29 protein-coding genes are annotated in these 19,048 nt (G+C 39.2%); 2 read left to right on the plus strand and 27 right to left on the minus strand.

All coding sequences use genetic code 11. The annotated features are described in order from the left end of the window. The 22 genes from AB1L17_RS22120 to AB1L17_RS22225 all read right to left on the minus strand — a co-directional run. The coding region (locus AB1L17_RS22120) for a hypothetical protein (protein WP_412848884.1) at positions 1-330 on the minus strand (330 nt) is incomplete at its 3' end. 421 nt (positions 331-751) lie between these two features. Further along, positions 752-1,276, minus strand: coding sequence for a hypothetical protein (locus AB1L17_RS22125; RefSeq protein ID WP_412847546.1), 525 nt, complete (start codon positions 1,274-1,276; stop codon positions 752-754). A gap of 15 nt (positions 1,277-1,291) precedes the next feature. Next, on the minus strand, positions 1,292-2,368 hold the full coding sequence (locus tag AB1L17_RS22130) for a hypothetical protein (protein ID WP_412847545.1): 1,077 nt from the start codon (positions 2,366-2,368) through the stop codon (positions 1,292-1,294). A 1-nt stretch (position 2,369) separates the two neighbouring features. Next, on the minus strand, positions 2,370-2,840 hold the full coding sequence (locus AB1L17_RS22135; protein WP_412847544.1) for a hypothetical protein: 471 nt from the start codon (positions 2,838-2,840) through the stop codon (positions 2,370-2,372). 779 nt (positions 2,841-3,619) lie between these two features. Beyond that, positions 3,620-3,832, minus strand: coding sequence for a hypothetical protein (locus AB1L17_RS22140; protein WP_412847542.1), 213 nt, complete (start codon positions 3,830-3,832; stop codon positions 3,620-3,622). A gap of 138 nt (positions 3,833-3,970) precedes the next feature. After that, positions 3,971-4,300, minus strand: coding sequence for a DUF7736 domain-containing protein (locus AB1L17_RS22145; RefSeq protein WP_412847541.1), 330 nt, complete (start codon positions 4,298-4,300; stop codon positions 3,971-3,973). Between the two features lie 827 nt (positions 4,301-5,127). After that, the gene (locus AB1L17_RS22150) at positions 5,128-5,562 is read right to left on the minus strand and encodes a hypothetical protein (RefSeq protein WP_412847540.1); all 435 of its coding nucleotides are present in this window, start codon (positions 5,560-5,562) and stop codon (positions 5,128-5,130) included. 107 nt (positions 5,563-5,669) lie between these two features. Beyond that, positions 5,670-5,930 carry a hypothetical protein gene (locus AB1L17_RS22155; protein WP_412847539.1) on the minus strand — a complete coding sequence of 87 codons (261 nt, stop codon included), beginning with the start codon at positions 5,928-5,930 and terminating at the stop codon, positions 5,670-5,672. 85 nt (positions 5,931-6,015) lie between these two features. Then, positions 6,016-6,186 (minus strand): hypothetical protein, encoded by a 171-nt coding sequence (locus tag AB1L17_RS22160; RefSeq protein ID WP_412847538.1) that lies wholly within the window; start codon positions 6,184-6,186, stop codon positions 6,016-6,018. A gap of 263 nt (positions 6,187-6,449) precedes the next feature. Continuing rightward, positions 6,450-6,767, minus strand: coding sequence for a hypothetical protein (locus AB1L17_RS22165; protein ID WP_412847537.1), 318 nt, complete (start codon positions 6,765-6,767; stop codon positions 6,450-6,452). Continuing rightward, a complete protein-coding gene (locus AB1L17_RS22170; protein ID WP_412847536.1) occupies positions 6,767-6,928 on the minus strand; it encodes a hypothetical protein in 162 nt (53 codons plus the stop codon). Before AB1L17_RS22170 ends, AB1L17_RS22165 begins: the two co-directional genes overlap by 1 nt. Positions 6,929-6,941: 13 nt before the next feature. Beyond that, a complete protein-coding gene (locus AB1L17_RS22175; protein ID WP_412847535.1) occupies positions 6,942-7,340 on the minus strand; it encodes a hypothetical protein in 399 nt (132 codons plus the stop codon). 71 nt (positions 7,341-7,411) lie between these two features. Then, positions 7,412-7,615 carry a hypothetical protein gene (locus tag AB1L17_RS22180; RefSeq protein ID WP_412847534.1) on the minus strand — a complete coding sequence of 68 codons (204 nt, stop codon included), beginning with the start codon at positions 7,613-7,615 and terminating at the stop codon, positions 7,412-7,414. A 25-nt stretch (positions 7,616-7,640) separates the two neighbouring features. After that, complete coding sequence (locus AB1L17_RS22185) at positions 7,641-8,021, minus strand: DUF2538 family protein (protein ID WP_412847533.1); 381 nt, start codon at positions 8,019-8,021, stop codon at positions 7,641-7,643. Positions 8,022-8,162: 141 nt separating this feature from the next. Beyond that, positions 8,163-8,345: a hypothetical protein gene (locus AB1L17_RS22190; RefSeq protein WP_412847532.1), complete on the minus strand. Its 183-nt coding sequence runs from the start codon at positions 8,343-8,345 to the stop codon at positions 8,163-8,165. An 88-nt stretch (positions 8,346-8,433) separates the two neighbouring features. Then, positions 8,434-8,871 (minus strand): hypothetical protein, encoded by a 438-nt coding sequence (locus tag AB1L17_RS22195; protein WP_412847531.1) that lies wholly within the window; start codon positions 8,869-8,871, stop codon positions 8,434-8,436. A gap of 100 nt (positions 8,872-8,971) precedes the next feature. Further along, positions 8,972-9,163 (minus strand): hypothetical protein, encoded by a 192-nt coding sequence (locus tag AB1L17_RS22200; protein WP_412847530.1) that lies wholly within the window; start codon positions 9,161-9,163, stop codon positions 8,972-8,974. Positions 9,164-9,199: 36 nt separating this feature from the next. Beyond that, a complete protein-coding gene (locus tag AB1L17_RS22205) occupies positions 9,200-9,418 on the minus strand; it encodes a hypothetical protein (RefSeq protein ID WP_412847529.1) in 219 nt (72 codons plus the stop codon). A gap of 26 nt (positions 9,419-9,444) precedes the next feature. After that, positions 9,445-9,795, minus strand: coding sequence for a hypothetical protein (locus AB1L17_RS22210; RefSeq protein ID WP_412847528.1), 351 nt, complete (start codon positions 9,793-9,795; stop codon positions 9,445-9,447). 49 nt (positions 9,796-9,844) lie between these two features. Next, positions 9,845-10,033 carry a hypothetical protein gene (locus AB1L17_RS22215; RefSeq protein ID WP_412847527.1) on the minus strand — a complete coding sequence of 63 codons (189 nt, stop codon included), beginning with the start codon at positions 10,031-10,033 and terminating at the stop codon, positions 9,845-9,847. Positions 10,034-10,275: 242 nt separating this feature from the next. After that, on the minus strand, positions 10,276-10,629 hold the full coding sequence (locus AB1L17_RS22220) for a tudor domain-containing protein (RefSeq protein ID WP_412847526.1): 354 nt from the start codon (positions 10,627-10,629) through the stop codon (positions 10,276-10,278). After that, the gene (locus tag AB1L17_RS22225) at positions 10,626-11,420 is read right to left on the minus strand and encodes a helix-turn-helix transcriptional regulator (protein WP_412847525.1); all 795 of its coding nucleotides are present in this window, start codon (positions 11,418-11,420) and stop codon (positions 10,626-10,628) included. Before AB1L17_RS22225 ends, AB1L17_RS22220 begins: the two co-directional genes overlap by 4 nt. A 735-nt stretch (positions 11,421-12,155) precedes the next feature. Here AB1L17_RS22225 and AB1L17_RS22230 point away from each other — a divergent pair. Beyond that, positions 12,156-12,335 carry a hypothetical protein gene (locus AB1L17_RS22230; protein ID WP_412847524.1) on the plus strand — a complete coding sequence of 60 codons (180 nt, stop codon included), beginning with the start codon at positions 12,156-12,158 and terminating at the stop codon, positions 12,333-12,335. Between the two features lie 609 nt (positions 12,336-12,944). Here the strand turns inward: AB1L17_RS22230 and AB1L17_RS22235 are convergent. Then, a complete protein-coding gene (locus AB1L17_RS22235) occupies positions 12,945-13,436 on the minus strand; it encodes a hypothetical protein (protein WP_412848885.1) in 492 nt (163 codons plus the stop codon). 535 nt (positions 13,437-13,971) lie between these two features. Between AB1L17_RS22235 and AB1L17_RS22240 the strand changes: the two genes are divergently transcribed. After that, a complete protein-coding gene (locus AB1L17_RS22240) occupies positions 13,972-14,604 on the plus strand; it encodes a class I SAM-dependent methyltransferase (RefSeq protein ID WP_412847522.1) in 633 nt (210 codons plus the stop codon). A gap of 512 nt (positions 14,605-15,116) precedes the next feature. On the opposite strand, the gene AB1L17_RS22245 is transcribed toward AB1L17_RS22240, so the two are convergent. From AB1L17_RS22245 to AB1L17_RS22260, 4 genes are all read right to left on the minus strand, one after another. After that, a complete protein-coding gene (locus AB1L17_RS22245) occupies positions 15,117-15,629 on the minus strand; it encodes an SMI1/KNR4 family protein (protein WP_412847521.1) in 513 nt (170 codons plus the stop codon). 21 nt (positions 15,630-15,650) lie between these two features. Then, complete coding sequence (locus tag AB1L17_RS22250) at positions 15,651-16,670, minus strand: hypothetical protein (protein WP_412847520.1); 1,020 nt, start codon at positions 16,668-16,670, stop codon at positions 15,651-15,653. 99 nt (positions 16,671-16,769) lie between these two features. Next, positions 16,770-17,087, minus strand: coding sequence for a Spo0E family sporulation regulatory protein-aspartic acid phosphatase (locus AB1L17_RS22255; RefSeq protein ID WP_412847519.1), 318 nt, complete (start codon positions 17,085-17,087; stop codon positions 16,770-16,772). Positions 17,088-17,429: 342 nt separating this feature from the next. Continuing rightward, positions 17,430-18,842: a helix-turn-helix domain-containing protein gene (locus tag AB1L17_RS22260; RefSeq protein ID WP_412847518.1), complete on the minus strand. Its 1,413-nt coding sequence runs from the start codon at positions 18,840-18,842 to the stop codon at positions 17,430-17,432. Positions 18,843-19,048: the final 206 nt, after the last annotated feature.

Here is a 19,048-nt window from a genome sequence, read left to right on the forward strand (position 1 = left end):
GGGATTATGTACTCTATTGCTTTTTCTAACCGTAAAAATACCAACTGTAAGACACAACGGTACGAGAATTGCGCTTAGTATTGGATGACTCAGTAGATTGAAGATTCCTTTAAATGTTTCCGCCTCTACCTTAATCAAATTAAACAAGATCACTGCAGATATCATGATATTCAATGACCCACAGAAAAAGATGAATAATGATCTTTTGGGATTATGTACTCTATTGCTTTTTCTAACCGTAAAAATACCAACTGTAAGACACAACGGTACGAGAATTGCGCTTAAAATTGGATGACTCAGTAGATTAAAGATTCCTGTAAATGTTTCCACCTCTTGCACCCCTCTTTATCTCACTGTGCATTGTGGGTAGATCGATTCTACCCTGACTATTCATTTACATACTTTCATAGCTGCTTTCAATTAAAAGTCCACTTCTACCCGTTCGTGCTTCGACTTGATTAGAAATTGAAATACAATAGTTCCTATTACGCTGCCCACTAATAACATTATGGCAGCCATTTTACTACCATTTATATCTGGTATTAATATCCCTTTCATAGCAAGTAAAGAAAGCATTATTTGAAAAAATCTAAAATGATAAGTTGAAAGGAATTTGACTACTCTTAGTTGTGTTTCCTTTTTCAAAATTCACACCTCCAAGTACTTTTGGTGCCTTATTAATTTACTTTTTTTACTTAGCGAGCATGCATTCTGTATCCAGGTACAGAGCGTACAAAAAATTTAAGCATTCCTATTTATCAGGAGATAGATTACGATACAGCGAATTGACATGCACAATATCGTTTTCATCCAATCCACCATTTTCTGCAATTTTATCCCGTAATGTCACTAATCTTGTGTAAAGGGCACTATCCATATATTTATCCCCGTAATGCTTGTATTTAACAATTCGTCTAGTGACGTCATCTACCAATCTGAAAATAAACTCATTGTTTAAATCAGTAGTAGATATCGGAAATTTTTTGAATAGATCCCGTCTTTTTTTTAGTTCGTAAAGTCGCACGAGAATAGCAATTGGCGATAAAAAAATACAAATAATTAATAGATTTACAGAAACATTTATTAACGATTCAGTCAAAATTCTCCCCCTCACTCTATTTATTTGTTTTGCAGCCTTACGCTGCTCTTTTTCCTTTTGGCGGTGCTCGGCTTCACTTTCATTCACACAACGAACGTGTAACCTTCTAAAGCCATCCTTATAGTGCGTTCGACCGCAATCTACTCGCTTTAAGCATTCGTTGACACATGCTGTCACGATAACCAGAGCTTCTTACAGTGGATTTTTATGTAGTTGTTCTAATTCGACTAAACGCGCTTGGATGCTTTCTTTTTCCTGTACAAGCTTTAAATCTCGGTCTTTTAACTCTTGACGCAAAGCTAAACGTTCCTGATTTATCAGTTCTAAAGACAGTTTTAACTCGTGAATTTCGCTGTGCAGACTTGTATGAACTTTGTTCTTTCTTTCAGCTTTTCGATGAGTCGTCTTATTGGTTGGCAAGCCAGCCGCAATCATAGCATCCGTCCATTTTCCGAAAACACGCTTTACGACCTCTATGGATGGGGAACGGCCAGACAATTCATAGATGCTGGCAGAAATCTTACCGTTATCTAGGTGACATTCTCTGATTTGTTCAATGATTTGCTCTTTAAGATGTACGATCTCTGGGCCCTCTTCTTTTGCAGCTTCCAACACCTCGAACCTATCCATAATTTCTTTAACTCCTGCTTCGTTTAACGCCTGTTTCCAATCCCCAAACAGTTCCTTGATCTCTACTGCCGATCCAGAGTTAGGGTACTTCCTCCTGTAGAGTGCGTGGGACACCTTCCCCTTATAGTTTTCAGCAAGCGCTTTGATATTGTCTAGGATTTGGTTTCTTCGCTCCTCGTACGTTTCCTCAAGCCATTTCTGATTGTCAATTCTTCTTCGTTCAGCCTTTAACTTTCTTTGCTGTACGTTATATTCGTTCCTGATTCTCTTTGCATCAAATCTATACATCCTTAAAAATACGTAATAGTCGTATCTTCTTGTAATCGCCTCATAAATTACAAGCTCCTCTTCCCTCATTACCGGCTCAGCAAGTGACTTGCCTTGCTGCTGTCTTTCCATTAGCATTTCTTGAATTTGACCTGGTTGTAGCGACAGCAAATTTTCATTTTTATACACTTCGAGTAACTGTTTACTACTTTGAAGAAATGGATCTAACATCCTTTTACTTTCATCATCTAAAAGAGGAGTACTCAACGCATCGACAAGATGAGTAAGGATGCTGTAACCAAAGTCGGACCGAAGCGTGCGTAAGATCGTATTTTCTTCATTCGTTGCAAAACGTTGGTTATAGTAGCGCATTCTACGTTACCTTCTGCCCTTTCTTACTTATTCGTATATCCTTTGGAGGAATACCCGCTGCCTCTAAGCACTCATCCCAACTTCCAAAAAAGCGTCTACCTTTTTCAAGTATCCGTCGTAGCACCTTTCCCCCTTGCTGCATGCTTCCGGAGTTTACTAGATGACCGCTGTCGTAGCGCTTGCGAAGCATATACAATGTCAATTCTTTGGTCCATATTACTCGATTGAGTATGAAATCTTCCTCGAAATCTCGATAAGACCGTACTGCCTCTGTAATCTGCTGCAAAAAGAGCTCAAGCGATTTTGCTTTTTCATCTTCACTTCGTTTCTTTGCTTCTTCTATCTCAACCATAAGAATCTCTGAGAGCTTATCAAACATAGCTCCCCCCATGGCATGATCCAGTCTCAACGTTTGAAGGAAATACACTTCTTCATCGTAGCGTGGTAATTTTATAAATTCATGTCTATTCATTCTTAACCCTTTCTGATTTCACACGTTTGTATTTAGCTTTGTTTTAGCTAATACATGCTCCTAAGAGTTCCTATTTATCTTTTCAATCACTTAACAATATGAGCATTCAGTTAATCGCGCTGATCCGTTTGGCAATGGTGCTATCTAGATTTTGTAGTGGCTGATTCAAACTTAGCTTCACACTCAGGACATTTATTTTTACGTTCGTCATTTATTTCAACCATATTTCCACACAAAACACAGATTTCACTAACTACGTCTATTACATAAAGCTTACCGATTTGACAGTTGCCACAAATCTTCGGTTTATCCAGATACGCCTCATCACAGCGATAGGAATTTCCAGAGTTTTGATAATCTGCTCCACAGTGAATACAAGAACTGAGTTTGACCCGAAAACTTTTATACATAATTCACCTCTCGTTATTTACTTAATGAGCAGTGCGTATCCATGTACGATCGATCCGCACAGCTGGATATACGATAACTATTTTGTAGAGCTCGAATCTTTCGTAATCTCCTCATAAGCTTTTGTTAAGTATTGGAGGTATTGAACCTTTGCCGAAGGTGTCCAATTTTCAAAGTTCAACACTGATTTCATTTGACCTAACAAATAGTAAATAAGCAAATCCGGATTACCGAGTTTTTCTTCGAAGAAAGAATTTAACGAAGTCACTGCCTCTTCATAGGTCCACGGACTATTTTTATGATTTCCCAATCAAAATCCACCCTTTCTTTTCACAATGAGCATTCTGTATCCAAGTACACAATAACCGTTATTAGTAACCAGCTTTTTCTTTATATGCTTGGGCCTTTTGCTCCCATTCATCAATCTGTTCTTTCGCTTCTTCTAAGGTTCTATGTCCTTTTCCTCGTCTATCAATTGTGGTACTTTCTGGATCATCAATATACCAACCGTCAATACAATCATCCGTTGTTCCCTTGTAGCTCCCCCGAGTAATTTCATAGCCCTTGTACGTATGTTTCTTCATTCATATCCCACCTTTTCTTTAATGAGCAGACAGTTTAATGCGTGAGCCAATAAGCTACAATTGGAGCTATAGCAGTACAAAATATGGCCATAAACATCGTTTTCAAGATTTGCTCACTATGACGCTCGATAAACTGCTTCATACGCATTCGCTCCCCTCTGATTTATCAAAATGAGCAGATTTCATTTGTTTCGCTTCTTCAATTGGTTCCATTACCTGGTATCTTCCTGGGACCAGCGGATCTACGGGGAGGTATTCGCCAAAAGTTTTAACTTGTTCATTTATCCATTGTTCCCAGTTTTCCTCGTTAACCTTATTTACATCAACAACCAATAGTTTAGGATGCTGTTGTAAGAGATATGGAGAACAAACTTTCATTGCTCTCGGAATTTGATGGGTGAAAAGAGTCTCGCCTGTCAAATGGTTAAGGATGTCATAAATTCCTTCCATCATGTCTTGTAGTAACAAGTTTTCCTGTAGTTACGCTTAATATGTCGCTTATATGAAATTGCTTAATGATTTACTCCTCCAATTAACATTTGAGCATTACTGTAGTGTTAAGTTAATTCTTCTTATGTTTCCATGTATCCCATATCAAAACAGAACAATAAGCAACTCCCCCAGCAGTAATAGCAATTTGAAAAACTATAACCACCAATTCCATCAGTAATCACCTTTCTATTCACAATGAGCAGTGGGTATCCAGGTGCGATCGATCCGCGCAGCTGGATACACAATAACTAAAATGTTAAATCCACTGAGGACTCACTTATTTGCTTTCAGATTGTTCCAACCTTCGAGCCTTTTCAGTAAGTTGTAGTGCCTTTGTTCTAAGATTTCCTGCTCTATTGAGATCACCTTTCGCGGCGGCTTGCAGTGACCTTGTTTCCCACAGACCTGCCCTACTAAGTAATTTTGAAACCTCTCGAATTTTTGCCATGTATATGTCCCACCGTCCACTCTGATTTGAATACACAGTTTTGTATCCAAGACTTATTTTGAAACTTTCGACTGCTTGTAGAGCATGTTCCAGCAAGTTTTACAAACCCATCGATTGTCGAACTGTATTGGGGATTTCCATAGTTCAAACCGCTCACGCGTGCAAGGTTCACGTTCACACTTCGATTTAACGGCCGTGGAACCCATTGTGTTCACCTCTCTTTCAAAATGAGCAGAGTGTAACCAGGAGCGATCCGTGTCACTGGATACACGCTAACTACTGTGATAACTTTTCTGTAACAGCTTTTAACTCGCCATAAATCCATGTGCAGGCTTTACCTACACAATTCGAATAATCAATTACCATACTTACGAAAAAAGGAACATAAATCATTTATTTCTTCATTTTTAAGTTCCCTTGTATATTCAGGAATAATAGGACCAAAAGGATACAAGTACCATTTCACTTGATTGCCTAACATTTCATGTATCAGACCATCAATTTGCCTATTTTCTAATACCGTTGTAGTTTCCTTTTTTATTACATAAGCCTTGAGTTCTTCAAGTGTTATGTCATTTTTTAGTCTAAAGCTAGGCTGGAACAGCTCGTCGTCTGATAGAAAGTGTTGTTGCCTTCTCCAACCAGTTTTTTCATCATTGGATTTTTCATCATTTGAAAAATCCATAACTCTTTCATATCCTCTACTCTCCAACCATTCTATTGCCTTATCCTGGTCATCAGGCTCTCTAGGCTCTCTGGATTGAATGACCGGTCCAATTGATGATTCCATATCTTGTAACACCTACCTTTTTACTTTGCAATTTGAGCAATGTATTCACCGCGTCTAGCCGATCCGCGCGGCGTTGCTCCACCGGTGGATACAGACTACACACTATGTTAATCAACAAGTTTCTTTAATAGTTCTCGTCTGAAAAACGGAATGTCGATTATTGCTGACTCATAAAGCATGTTCCCTCTGTTATCCCAAATTACGATGCTCTGATTATAATGTCTTATGACTAGGCAATTTCCGTTAAACTGCGCCATGCTATCGTCTAAAAATTCCACATCAAGATAAACCTCATTTAGCTCATCATTATTGTTAAACTCACCATTTCCCAACTTAATTCCCATGTAGATAATTTCGTTCATATCCATTGCACATTTCTCCCTTTCATTATCACATTGAGCATTGTGTATCCAGTCTCATTCGATCAGCGCCCCTGGATACACAATAGAAAAATTAGCAACCGTGTTTCTTATCAATCTCTTGTATTGCTTTATTAGATAAAGCTTGTATAGCTTTTAACTTTCCATAAACTGTTTGTTCGTCTTCTGCCTGTACATACTGCTGAGAATCTAGTGCGAAGCTTTGAATTTGTTGCAGTAATAACATTAAATCATTTTTATTCATGGTCTTTTTCCTCCAATTATGTTTACGAAATAAATGTAAAGCCTAAGAGTTACGAATTATCACATAACCTCTCGAGTCTGTTTCCACGCGCTCTGGATCTTCTAAGTAATCTCCGTTGTCTGTCTTAACTTCCGCTGTCTGAGGCATATTTTTGAGAAGCTCGATCTATTCATATACTTTCATCTTTTTTTCCAACCTTTCTTTTCAAAATGAGCAGTGTTGTATCCGGGTGCGATCGATCCGGGCCGCTGATTACAAGAAAACTATTCAGCAAAATCCACTTCTGTCGAATCCAAAGCAATTATGAGCCGTTTTTTCTTCTCCAAACGATTTTGTAGCTGCTCGCTTAACAATTCGCTTAGAGATAGGGGTATCTTTTTTTCCGGATCGGATTCTTTGAGAATACCCTCCAGCCAGTTTATTTCCGTACTCAATATTGTTAGCCTTTCTAGTGCTTCCCGAGCTGACAACTTACCATTACTTCTTTGCTGTAGAGCTTTTTCATGTTCCCATGACACATTTTTACTGCTGAATTTAATTGCTTCCCAAAAACCACTATCCGATTGTGTTTCCTTCATCATTAAGCATTCCTTTCAAATATCCATGCACGTTCCGTAAAATGCAACGCAAGGTCGGAGTGAAAAAACTCACCGATGTTTGCCAGCCAGTCTACGCCGATTCCACCGTCATAGGCCGACTGTTCGTAGCTTTCAAGTTTTTCCAAGAGCTTCTTAGCAGACATTTGACTTACCTCCCTACGCATTTTGTTCCCCGACTTCGTTGTAAACTTTCATAAGATTTTCCATGTACCTGACTTTCTTGCTGGGTGTCTCCGTCACCTCAAGTATGCGTTTAGTGAAATAAATAAACGTTGCCTCAATGTATTTCACGTCATCAAACTCTTGCCTGAAATACTCCATGGTACCGAACGGGTAAACATAACGTGTTTTCCCACTGGCTTGTACTTTATCCCTTTGTGTGAGTAAGAAGTTAAGACGTTCTTGCCAAAAAGCGACCTCCTGCTCTAATGATTTGGCTTTTGGGTCTGCTGGATCGCAGTTCAGCAATTCTCTTTTTGTTTTATCCAAATTCTCCGTAATATCTGAAATGACTCCATTTATTTGCTCTAAAACGGTGATAGGCATTTTTCCCATTCGTATCCTCCTTCACATAATGAGCAGTCTGACCGCTGGATACACGATGAGCAACGAATTACACTCTTGCTCTATTGCAAATCAATCTTTTTTGAAACAACTGGTTTCCCATTCACATCAAACGTAATCCCTTTTAACAGGTCAACACCTTCCGAAATAAAATTCCAAAATTTTTCGTCATCCATATATTTACCAAGAATATAACCCAAAAGTGCAATTTTTTGATCTGGATTTAATTCTTGTATTAATTCAAACAGAGACGCTTTTTTCTCCACGAATAATCCTCTCCTTCTGTTTAAATCAAAAGTCAAACTTCCCTCTAATTTTGCATGCCTGAATGAATATATTAAAGTGTGTTTCCTTCCAAACATATAACCCTGTATTCAGACGAAATGGTTCACCATTGTACATGTGGTATCCAGCCATGACCAATTCTTTGTACGGATCATCCATATAAAAAATCGCGTCTGAGAGTCGTTTGGTTTCAGGATCGTTCTCATCTTCCCAAAGATACACCCATTCAAATGGATACCTTAAAGAATCTACAGGTAGCCTTTTCAAAATCTCTGGTACAGCCATAATGTACGCTGCAACTTCATATTCAATGCTCGGCAAGCTATCCTTGAAATTTTCAAGCAAGGTTACAAAATTACGCTTATGAGCTTCATCAACAAAGTACATTTTTAACGCCTCCTTTTATCTCTTTGAGCAATATGTTATTTAACAAAGAAAATTTTATAAAATACATAGGTCATAGATGCAGAAAATACAACACCGCAAGAAATCAAGTAAACATCCATCAAATCCATAAGAATCATCCCTTTAATTCCGATTTTTAGCACTCCATACAATTGCTTTCCATCCAAGTACACCTAAACCAATCATGATTGCCAAACAGAACAGAAGTAGCAACGTTGGATATGCTAATAAAAACCAAATCAGAATCCCGATCAAAGCCACTAGACCCAATCCCGATAAGGTAAATATAAATAAGTGATTGGACATCAATGCTCCTCCTTTATTTAATGAGCATTGTGTATCCAGGATTGTACGATCAATTGGATCGGCCCGCGCCGCTGGATACGCTAACTACTTAATCTTTGAGGTGAATGATGAAATAACCTTCATTAGATAACTCTCTGATTTTATTAAGTGCGTATATTAGCCTCTCCTTTTGTTTTTCAATACTAAAACCAAAAAAATGATTTATATCAAAAATTGGCTCTGAATCAACACCGTCGAGTGGGTTTTCAATTTGATCCAATAATGAAATGGCCATTTGTGAAGCTTTTAAAAGGGTAGAAGGAGTAATGAGATTTTTTATCTGTCCGTCTGGATTAAGAAAACCCTCACACTCATACGGATCGATTGCAGGAATGTAAAAGTCAGGCACCACCGTTCGTAAAATTGCGATTAAACTGGCGGCTGTGTCGTGTCCTATCGAGAATTGGTCAGAGCTATCCTCATGGAAAGCTAAATACCCATCTTCATCGATGCTATAAGATTTAAAATAAACATAGTCAGAAGCCACTTTCCCACCTTCCTTTCTGTTCAGTCAATAAACCGGATCAACCACGCAGCTGTTCTCCTGATTGATCCAGTCCGATTCTTCCTGGATACACGATAACTATTTAGTTAAGTTTGTGCTCCTTGATGTATTGCTTCATTTCCGCCACACCATACATTCTATCTCCATCAACGATCTCAATTGGTTCGATGCTTTCACGAAAGTTCAATGCTGCCAAACCCATAGCTCGATCAAGTGTTTCAATCTTCAATTCTTCAATTTGTCCAGATCGGATATACCTATATGTGATCGTCATTTGAAAATCCCTCCGTTTACTTCAATAACTACTTTGTTAACTTTTCAATCCACGCTTTATGATCAACTGAGCATTATACTTTGCCCAGTGGAATTTCTTTCCGTTCTCGTCATACCAATCAACATACACAGACTTTCCAGATTGCGAGATATCATCAATAATCCCATGATTTAAATGTTTCCATTGACTCCGGTGACACTTTGAATGCTCAACCACATCGCCCTTCTTTAAACCGTTCAGCGCTTCAGTAAGCATGCCGTTTTCCTCCCAACTATGTAATGTTAATAAACTTTCTCAACAGCTAATGAGTCTTTGAAGTTATCTAAGATCTCTCTTAAATCGTCTTCGTTTACTTTGTTCGTAATAAAGAACAACAAATTCTTGGATCTACCATTTAAACTAACTGAATCATCCAGTATGGTCACCTCAAAATCTACATTTAATAAGCTATCGCGAAAGGATTGAATATAGCTCTCTTTATAGTGTAGTGATTTAAACAGCTTCTCTGAAGCTGGACTATACACGGTGTAAACAACATCATTTCTTCCAAAAGCACCCTTCAATGCACTTAGTATTCCATTGGATGTAATCGTTCCAATTGAAATTTTAGATACAAAAGGTTTTCCTAACATTAAGTCTACCTCCTGTTGGAAACAGCCAATTTATCGGATAGCTGTACCCCTATTTGTCTTCCGCTTCACCAGGACCAACAGAATACAATCCAATGCCTGCCAATGTCATCCCAATAAGCATGACCATATAGCCAGAAAGGCTACCTGCATTACCGAAGTGATTTAAGACTATACCGAACACGCATAGAATCATTGTTCCTTTAAAAAAAGAACGCATAACGACCAATAACGATTGCATAAAGTTCACCCTCTGTACTTTTTCAGAAATCGAGAAATTAATTATTTCCTTACATTAGCTTTTAGTAGTTTGGTTCTTCCGGATTCCTTATTTCACCTATGTCTTATTTTGATGAAGTGCTAAGTGCTTAAATGTACTCAATTAACGCCACATTCTGCCATTGAGTCTATTTTAAACCATTCGTTAAAATCTCTCCAAATTCAGCGAAAATAAATATAATTGCAGAATCAGAGAGACAATTACTAGGGATGATTCAGTTCCTTAAGAAATGCAACAAAGGGATCGGGCCGCCGTTCTTTTTTTTGCTTTCGTTTATGTTCAAGTAAATCATCAATCGATACTTTGCCATGTCGATTATTATCTTCAAATTGAACAAGAATCTTCAATGGGTCCCCAATACGGTTGTGCTCAAACCCATTGATCTTACAAATTCGACCCCGATGCTTCTTCTTTTGAGGATTAATCGGTTCTACGAGGTACCGGTTTCCCGGAATCAGCTTTACAGAAATGGTTTCTCCCTCGTGTTCTCTTCTAAGTGAAACCCAATTAATCTCTCCCCATGAGTCTTGATGGACATTAATCTTGGATATTTTCATTTTAACCCCCTAGATGGATGAAAATGATTAGCTTTGTTCTCCTTCTTATCAGCTTTAAAGAGGTTGTCCAGTGACTCCATAAATAACCGAATTTCAAGTAATTTATCTACTGTAGTTTGTAGTTCTTTAGGGAGTAATTCTTCTCCTAATGAAGTGATTTGGTAAGAGAGCATATTTCGTCGGATTGGATGATCCCATTCAGCATCGACCAAACCCGCTCCCATTAGGGAGTGAAGAATTTCGTACAAGTAACCTTTGGAACAATACCAGGAATAGTCATTGTGAATGATGTCCATCAGCTGCTTGCCGGTTAATTTCTTGCCTTTGGTCAATTCCCGCATGAATATGGTCGAAACCATCTCCCTAACATTGATGAGCCTGTTAAACATCTTTTGTTGGTCTCGGGTTATCTCCATCGGAAGAGCGGGATCATTACGAAGCTTGGCCAACAGAAAATTTGAGATCAAATAAACTGCATCACACGTCTCTTCATGCTCGGACCAAAAGCTTTCTATCCCCGCTTCCGTTACAGAATAAATAGATGTGCGCCCCTCTTTATAGGAAGTCAATAATCCCCGCTTTTCTAATTCCTTTAATACCTCATAAAGAAACGCCATGGAACGACTACGGCCGGGATAATATGGCATAACTTCCTCGAAGACTTCCTTTGCTGTCTGAATTCCCTTAGAAATCGCTCTAAGAGTCATGATCATGAGCAGCTCTCTATTTCCCATTCCAAATTTGATAATGGACGGTTCGATTTGATTTATTTTCTTGTTGTCTGAATTCACGAAAGGAACCACCTCTCTTTAAAAATAGTAGGGGAGTCGATTCCCCATGCCAAAAGATTCCATCATTTCATTATACCATACAGTTCGCTAACAGAATAAGAATCTGATTCTAGTACAACGCAGTGCTGCTCCCCTACTCTTCCTATTTGCCATGCTTTTTTCTTTCCCTTTCTTAAATTAAGGAACCTTCATTTCAATTTGAGTATCCTCTAATTGTACCAAGGTACTTAATTTAGTTTGGGTGGGCGGGCGTCGCGTGCAAGGCGGGAGGTGGCCTGGGCCGAAAAAGAGTTCTTAAATTATGAAAAGGGACCCTTAAAACCCGCAATTAGGTCGAACTACCGAACGGGCGAGCTGCAGCAATCAGACAACTAGAGTGACGAGAGCAATGCTGAGCTGGCATAAATCTGATTATTATATTCTGTTAACGGACTGTTACTTTTACAGAATAAGTGTGTTCTTCCCCTCTTTTTTTCCCATTACGATTTTTAAATGGTTGCGATGATATTCCGAGTAAACAAAGTTGTGGCATCGCTGGACTAACAAAGCTCGGTCTCCTGGTTGCGCTTCCGGATTTATCACGAACGTTTGGTGGGGGCAATTCCAAACAAAATCCTAATAAAAGTAGCAATTGTAATACTTGCACCCTGTTAAAGTACTGGTATCGTTGTTACTATTTCATTATTACCTCGAATTGAATAAGCTGATGAAAGAATCAACAATAGGGGTGGAAAAATGCGGGTTTTTACTGTTGAAAGTTTAGAAGAATATTACCTTCAGGATATTGATCTTTTCGTGAAGATAACAGGAATTGACCTTGATATTTGTGAAGGTCTCATCACTCTTTCTATCGAACAAATAATTGAACTGATTAATAATGATGTATTAAACAAAACAGATTTCCCTTCCCTTTAACATTTTTTCGGTGAAAATGTAGTTTTAGACGATAAAATAAAGTCTTAGACTGATTAGCTAACTATACTGATCGCAGAAGTCGCGGGAGCTGCTCCTGGTTGTAATTCCAGATCGACGCGCCGCCGGCCCACGGAGCACAACGGGACCCGCCCGGCTTGTTGGCCACTCCTGCAACCACGATCGCGGCATTCGCCCGAGGGCTGCTCCTGGTTGTATCATTCCTGATCAATGTGCCGACGGCTCGCGGATTTCGACAGAATCCTCTGCAACAAGGCTCGTGGAGAACCCCACCAGTCTACTACTTAATTTCCGTTTTCATCTTCCCGCTTCTCGCTCAAAATCCTCTAGTCTAAAACCTATTTTTACTAGGCAACTCATCCGATAAAAATTAAACAGCTCTACAAGGGGTACCGCCAACAAAATGCGGATGCCCTGGATGACAGAAAAAACGTCGGTATCCTGTACGTCAAGGATTACCGACGGGGAACAGCCGAATACGTATAAAAATGGGTAACTCTATGCCTCTGTTTTTTAATGGTACGCGCCCAGCAGGATAACCTACTCAAAGATGGTCATGCAAATGAGGGTAAGGGTTGCCAGATACCAAGCTCACTCTTTTGGGGAATTAGAAATCGAATAAATACTTACAGTTTCAAAATACAAATTCTTCATCTCATCCTCTTGTATCTCGGGGTCCATTTCTTTAAACCACTTTTCTTCCATATCTTCTTCACTTAGAACGTTGCCTCTCCAAAAACTCAATCCTAATTCAGGAAATTTATACACGAACCCACCATGTGCACTTTTTCTATCATATGGAGAGAGAATGTCAATCATCTTTACAAGTTGATTTGCCCTGGTGTTAAATACATCAATATCCCTGAATAAAATGTTGAAATGTCTTTTCAAATCATTTACAACTTCTATATAAATTAGCCTTCCTTCTGAATCATATTCACAAGGAAAGTTCCTATGAAAGGATATTCTAGGATTAAGACATTTTTCCATATATAACTGAATGTATTGTTGCACTTCTTCTTCGCGCATACCTAGTTTAATTGCACCGACAGAACACCCTTCATTTATTACTAAATTATCCAAGCTATTCACCTGCCAAACTTCTAGTATTACTTCTTGCTAAAAAATCCCCCCAATCTTTCAAGAAAAATCATGTCTAACTATGAAGAGATTGAGGGGATGCAGTTGCGGTTTAATCCGAACTATCTTTAATTAACTCCAAAATATTCAAGGGGGTACCGCCAACCAAATGCGAAATTTGTAGCGGTAAGACCTTAGCGATCATGTAATTAACTATGGTGCCGTCAGCAAAACGCGATTAACTTAACTAGTCAGAATGGGTGACTTTACAGTATTCAATGTAGAGTTGCCCATTCTTTCTATTTCATCAAACACTAGATATCTATATTCAATTTTATAGTATTCATAGTACATTGAGTTAGGTGTTTAAGATCGAGGGTGTAGCCCAAGCGAAGGCGTGGGTAGCAATCTTTTTCAACAAAAAAATAGAATTATGCAACAGGAGTGATTTTATGAGAGTGGCTACCGTTCCTTTTGTCAAAATGATAGCAAGTATCTAATTATTACGCTCTTCTCCGCAGAAAGTGAGGATCTGACCATGACGAAACGTTCAGAAGCTGACCATTGGAACGAGGTGTTTGCCGATGTGAATCTTGGCAAGCCGCAAGTGGATTTTTGGCTGGAAAAATACGAGCCGATGCTAGCATCGGCCCAAGATGGACCGGTCATTGATCTTGGCTGCGGATATGGCAGCGACTCTTTGTTTTTAACGGAACGAGGTTATCGGGTCATCGCCTGCGACTTCTCCTCTGAGTCGTTGGCGATTATACGCAAATATGTGCCAGGCGCTGAAACAAACCTATTCGATATGACGGAAGGATTGCCGTTTCCGGATGGTAGCGCGAGGGCGGTTGTCGCGGATTTGTCCCTGCATTATTTTCACTGGGACGATACTGTTTCTATCGTTAGCGAAATCGCGAGAGTTGTCGGCACTGGCGGATTGCTGCTAGCCCGCTTGAATTCCACGCGCGATGTTCATTACGGTGCCGGCCAGGGCATCGAATTGGAACCCCGTTATTACGAGCATGAAGGGCGGCGGAAACGTTTTTTTGACGAAACAGATTTGCGTCGGTTGTTTGACGGATGGGTGATCAACGTGTTGACGGAAACGGACATGCACCGCTACAGGAAGCCGAAAATTTGCTGGGAGATGGCAGCTTGCGTCCGCTGATGGCAGCCTCGGGAGGGGGGCTGTGTGTGCCGACGTACGGAGATTAGGTAACTTGCCGATGTGAATCCGACCGTCGGGACAGCTGGTCGAAAGCAGCCGGACAAAGAGACTCAAACCTTTTTTGTTCCGCTAACGAGGATCGATAGTGCAATAAACCAAAAAACAGTCTAACACTTTATTTTCGTATTATTGACTGGTTTTTGGTTTATAAAGCCGGATTAGTCTAAATTTTCCTCAAACAGAGATAATTAAACAACTTAAAACAAACTACTTTGAATATATGTAAACAATGTGGCAACCATTGATTTAACAGTGATTGTCACATTGGAGTTAAGATAACCGCGTAATTCCCACGTTAACAAAACTAGCGTAGCTGTCACAGCGGACGAAACAACTAGAAAACTAGAGAAATCCCTCAGAAATGTTGATGTATAAGGGTTCCGATATTAAAAAGGGGGGTGTCTCTCAGTCGAAAAAATCGACTTTTGAAACAGCCCCTTCTTTATTTCCACTTACCAAGTCCAAAACTCTGTTCCTTGAGCAATGATTAATCTTTCCAACCAAGTTTCAAAATTCATCTTCATAGTTGATCCATTTTCTGGAATGACGTCATCATCATGATCAAAGCGAACTAAATAATCCGCTTTTCCTTCTTTTACACGATTTGAATCAATAAAGATATAGTCACCATTGCTCACAGAGATTGGATACCAATGTTTAGGCATATAATCAAGATGATTGTGTATAATTTTCTCTAGGCTCAATAGCTCATATCCACCTCCATATTTTATGTCCCGGAAGAGCCTAGCTCCATTGTGTATTTGTATGAATTTTTGGAAATCTGCTGGTACGCTCCATCCTGTAACTCTTGTAAATTTTTCTATCTCAGAATCAGTTGCTGGAGTATTAAATGAAAATGCTGCTTGATACACATCCCCTCGTAGACTTTGCACCAACAGTGTGTTGTCTTTATCAAGCCGTCTTTTCAATCCCTCTAGTGCCATTAAGCAAATATTTCCTTCCAAAAACAGATCTCCTTTCCTGCTTTAGTAGTCATCTCCATCTGGTATGTACTTACCATAAGATGCCCACCAAGGGGTAACTTCCTGCCTATGAAAATCCTCTGGTAATGGAATCAAGTTGTCGAAGTCATTGTACCCACCATAAGCCAAAGGAATAATATGGTGGATATCTACATCGCTCCAATTAAAATTTGGTACACCATATTTATTCTCATACCATTTAATATATTCCTTCCTAACTCCTGGATCTCTTTGTTCTCGCTGGGATTTAGGAAGCCAAGCGAGGTCTGCTTCATCAGGCTCAAACATTTTTATTCTACTATGAGCGTCTCTATACTTAGGATATTCGATACCCTTTTTGTTAAGCAAAAATTCTTTTCCTACCTTATGGTCTGCATCGGTTTTCCCATTGGGCCATGTTGCTAATGACGTGCTTACAGTCCGCCAAAAATTTGTATCTACAATACTGACTGGATCGCTTACTTTCATTGCTCTTTCTTTTATTTCGGGAGCTGTAAAGGTGTAGTGAAAAACATCTTCATCACGGTATGATCGTTTCCGATTAGTTGAAGACTCCAATGTTACTTTCCCGGTAATCATTGCCACCCTGGCAACATTGATATCCTCAATTTCTATATACGAAACGATTTCTTTGTTTCGTTCATCTATTATCAGACCCGCTACAAGTTTAACACCTGAACCTCCAGTTTTTGAACGTAGGGAGACTTCCTCGTCTGTATTTTCTTCCAGATGTAACTCCTGAACATCATGCTCTGATATTTCGAAATTCTTGTCTAGTTTTTCTCCGGTTTCATCTTCAAGTTCTTCTATTGCTGCTAGATGAATTGAAGAAAGTTCCTCTGTGTTTAAAAGTTCACCTGTACCAGAATCAATAGTAAGTTCAATTTCAGTTGAAGGAAGTTTTTTTAGTTCACCTCTTTCTATTCTTTCTTCGATGTTGTCCTTAGAATTTTCCGCATACGAACCAGATGGACTTATTAATAGCACAGTGAAAGCGAGTAAAGTTAGTAAGTATTTCTTCACTTAATGATCCTCCTAACATTTAATTTGGTGCGTTCTTTTACATGTTTTTCTACTATGAATCTACCTGTTCTAAGAGGGATGACGCTAGATTTTCCCTTACTACACTTGCTCACATTCTTTCTTCATCATTTTTGACTGAATGACTAGAATGTATTGATCCAATCGTTGGCTTAATTCCACAACGTCTTCATGCAACAAATCATTCTTCTCTAAAAACAGTTCCACCAGTTGTTCCCGTAATTTTTCCACAATGGTTTTCAATTGTTCTATATCCTGATTAGTTCCTCCTTCCCGTTCTTTTGGTAGCGTGGTACATTTACTTATAGGAGCTGTAACTGCTCCTCCTGTGGGCGTTCCTTTAACCTGGTGAAGGGGTGGAACGCCCTTTTTATAGGCAATCGCTCCTATGGTTATCACCTTCCTTTTTCTTACAATTCAACTATACAATAGTCCCCCAAAAAATACGCTTTTAGAAAAATGGGGAAATCAAAAAGGTCTTTCCCAAAAGGAGAGCCCTGCAAAAGTCCACTTTTTTAGAACAACAAAAGAAAAACGAGCCTTTAGAAAGGGCTCGTTTCGCGTTTAGGGAGACATATTAGTCCCCATGAAATTCTTTGTTTTTTAAAACTCCACTTTTGCAGAAGCCCCTAAGAGGATGCTTTTGTCTGCCATTCTGTAGTTTATTAGCCTCCTACTCCATTGTCGTATTGAATGATTCCAATTCTGTCTTGTTTGAATTCCATTTGCCCATTTACAGGATTAAACAATCCCAACATCAGAATTAATGAGAGTACCGCTGCTTTCATTTGATTGTGTCCCTCCCTCGATAATTGTATGATAGGTAATCATCTGACTCCTTGATGCATACTTCCTATTTTTTTCAAATAAGGAAATACATTGTTTGAATGCCTGATGATTACTCATTTTATCAGCTAAAGCGAGACACCGTAAAGTTTCATCGAGGCCGTTTATGAATCGATCTCTTTGATATTCATAAATGGCTTTCTGATACCGAAAACGGAAATGTTGACTCACACTAAAGTTGTTCAGATTATCATCTGTGTAACTAAAATATTCTGAAAAACGTTCTAATATCTCATCTACACCAAACCTGTGTTTATTTGCACACTCCATGATTGTTACTAATGCAGGAAAAACTTCTGCTGGATGGGCATCGAGAAAGGAGATACATTCAGATAAGACTTCAAGGTTACCTACCAACAGATCAAGGGTATACGAATTAATTTTTGCCCAAACACGAAATTTCTCTACTTCGCGTTGCCCCGTTTCATCCATGATTTCAAACCATCCTAGATCACTATAACCTTGAACATACTGCTTAGCTGCTTTATAAAATCCTTGTCTTTTTAATGCTTCGGCCTTTAGCAGAAATCCTTGTCCATAATAGACAACCAAATGACGCTCCGCCTTGAATGATTCGCTGGACTTACTACTGTTCCTTTTGCGAAGCTCATCCTCATAGACTATTGTAGCCAATTCTCGTAGCTCATCCGCATATTTTTCAACATCTTTCCACCTACGAAGCGTATAACACACATTGGCTAGTTGCAGCAGCGCATCCAGCTGATAATTCTCCAAGAGCCGTTTCCGATAGGATTCAAAACGAATAACAGCCTTCCAGTTTTCTTCGGAATTTGTTCCTTGTACAGCTCGAAATAACCGATAGTGACTAATGACAAATTGATGGGAGTGGCTATCCTTCTCGTTGTCAATCACGGATTCATAGAAAGGAACCGACTCCTTCCATTTCTTGCTCTCAAATAGCTGCTCTGCTACAGCAAAGAGAATGGTGATATATTTCGGATTTTCCAATAGCTTAGAAACAGCGGCTTCGATACAATCCTTTTGTCCGATCTCCGCGCACCGTACCAAATAAGGTACCAATCGTGGGCGCGAAATCTTCCCCTCAGATAAACATTCTTCTGGATACAATTCATACAGCCATCCAGGAGCAAATCCAAAAGCGGTAGCCATAGCATCCAACTGGTTCACCGTTATGGCACGCGGCGGATTGCTATTTAGCATCTCACTCAAATGTCCCGTACTAATACCGCTCAATTCACTTAGTTTGCTAAGCGTAAATCCATTCTCTTTTACGTTTTTTTGAATCTCAGAACGTAATGATCGTCGAACTATCGTGTCTTCCCCCATATTAAATCTACTCCTCCTTAGTAATAACACAAGAAAACACTAAATTTGCTATATTTTACAAAAAGTTCATGTTTGTGTAAATATTTTCCTTCTTCTCGATTTTATCCCAATAAGAGTATTTCTATTTTGTCACCAAGCGCAGTATATACCTATCGCATCAGTAGGTGGTAGCCAGACGTAACTATCGTCCTGCATGATTTGTTAAT

The organism is Brevibacillus jepli, from assembly GCF_047229145.1.
GTDB lineage: Bacteria > Bacillota > Bacilli > Brevibacillales > Brevibacillaceae > Brevibacillus.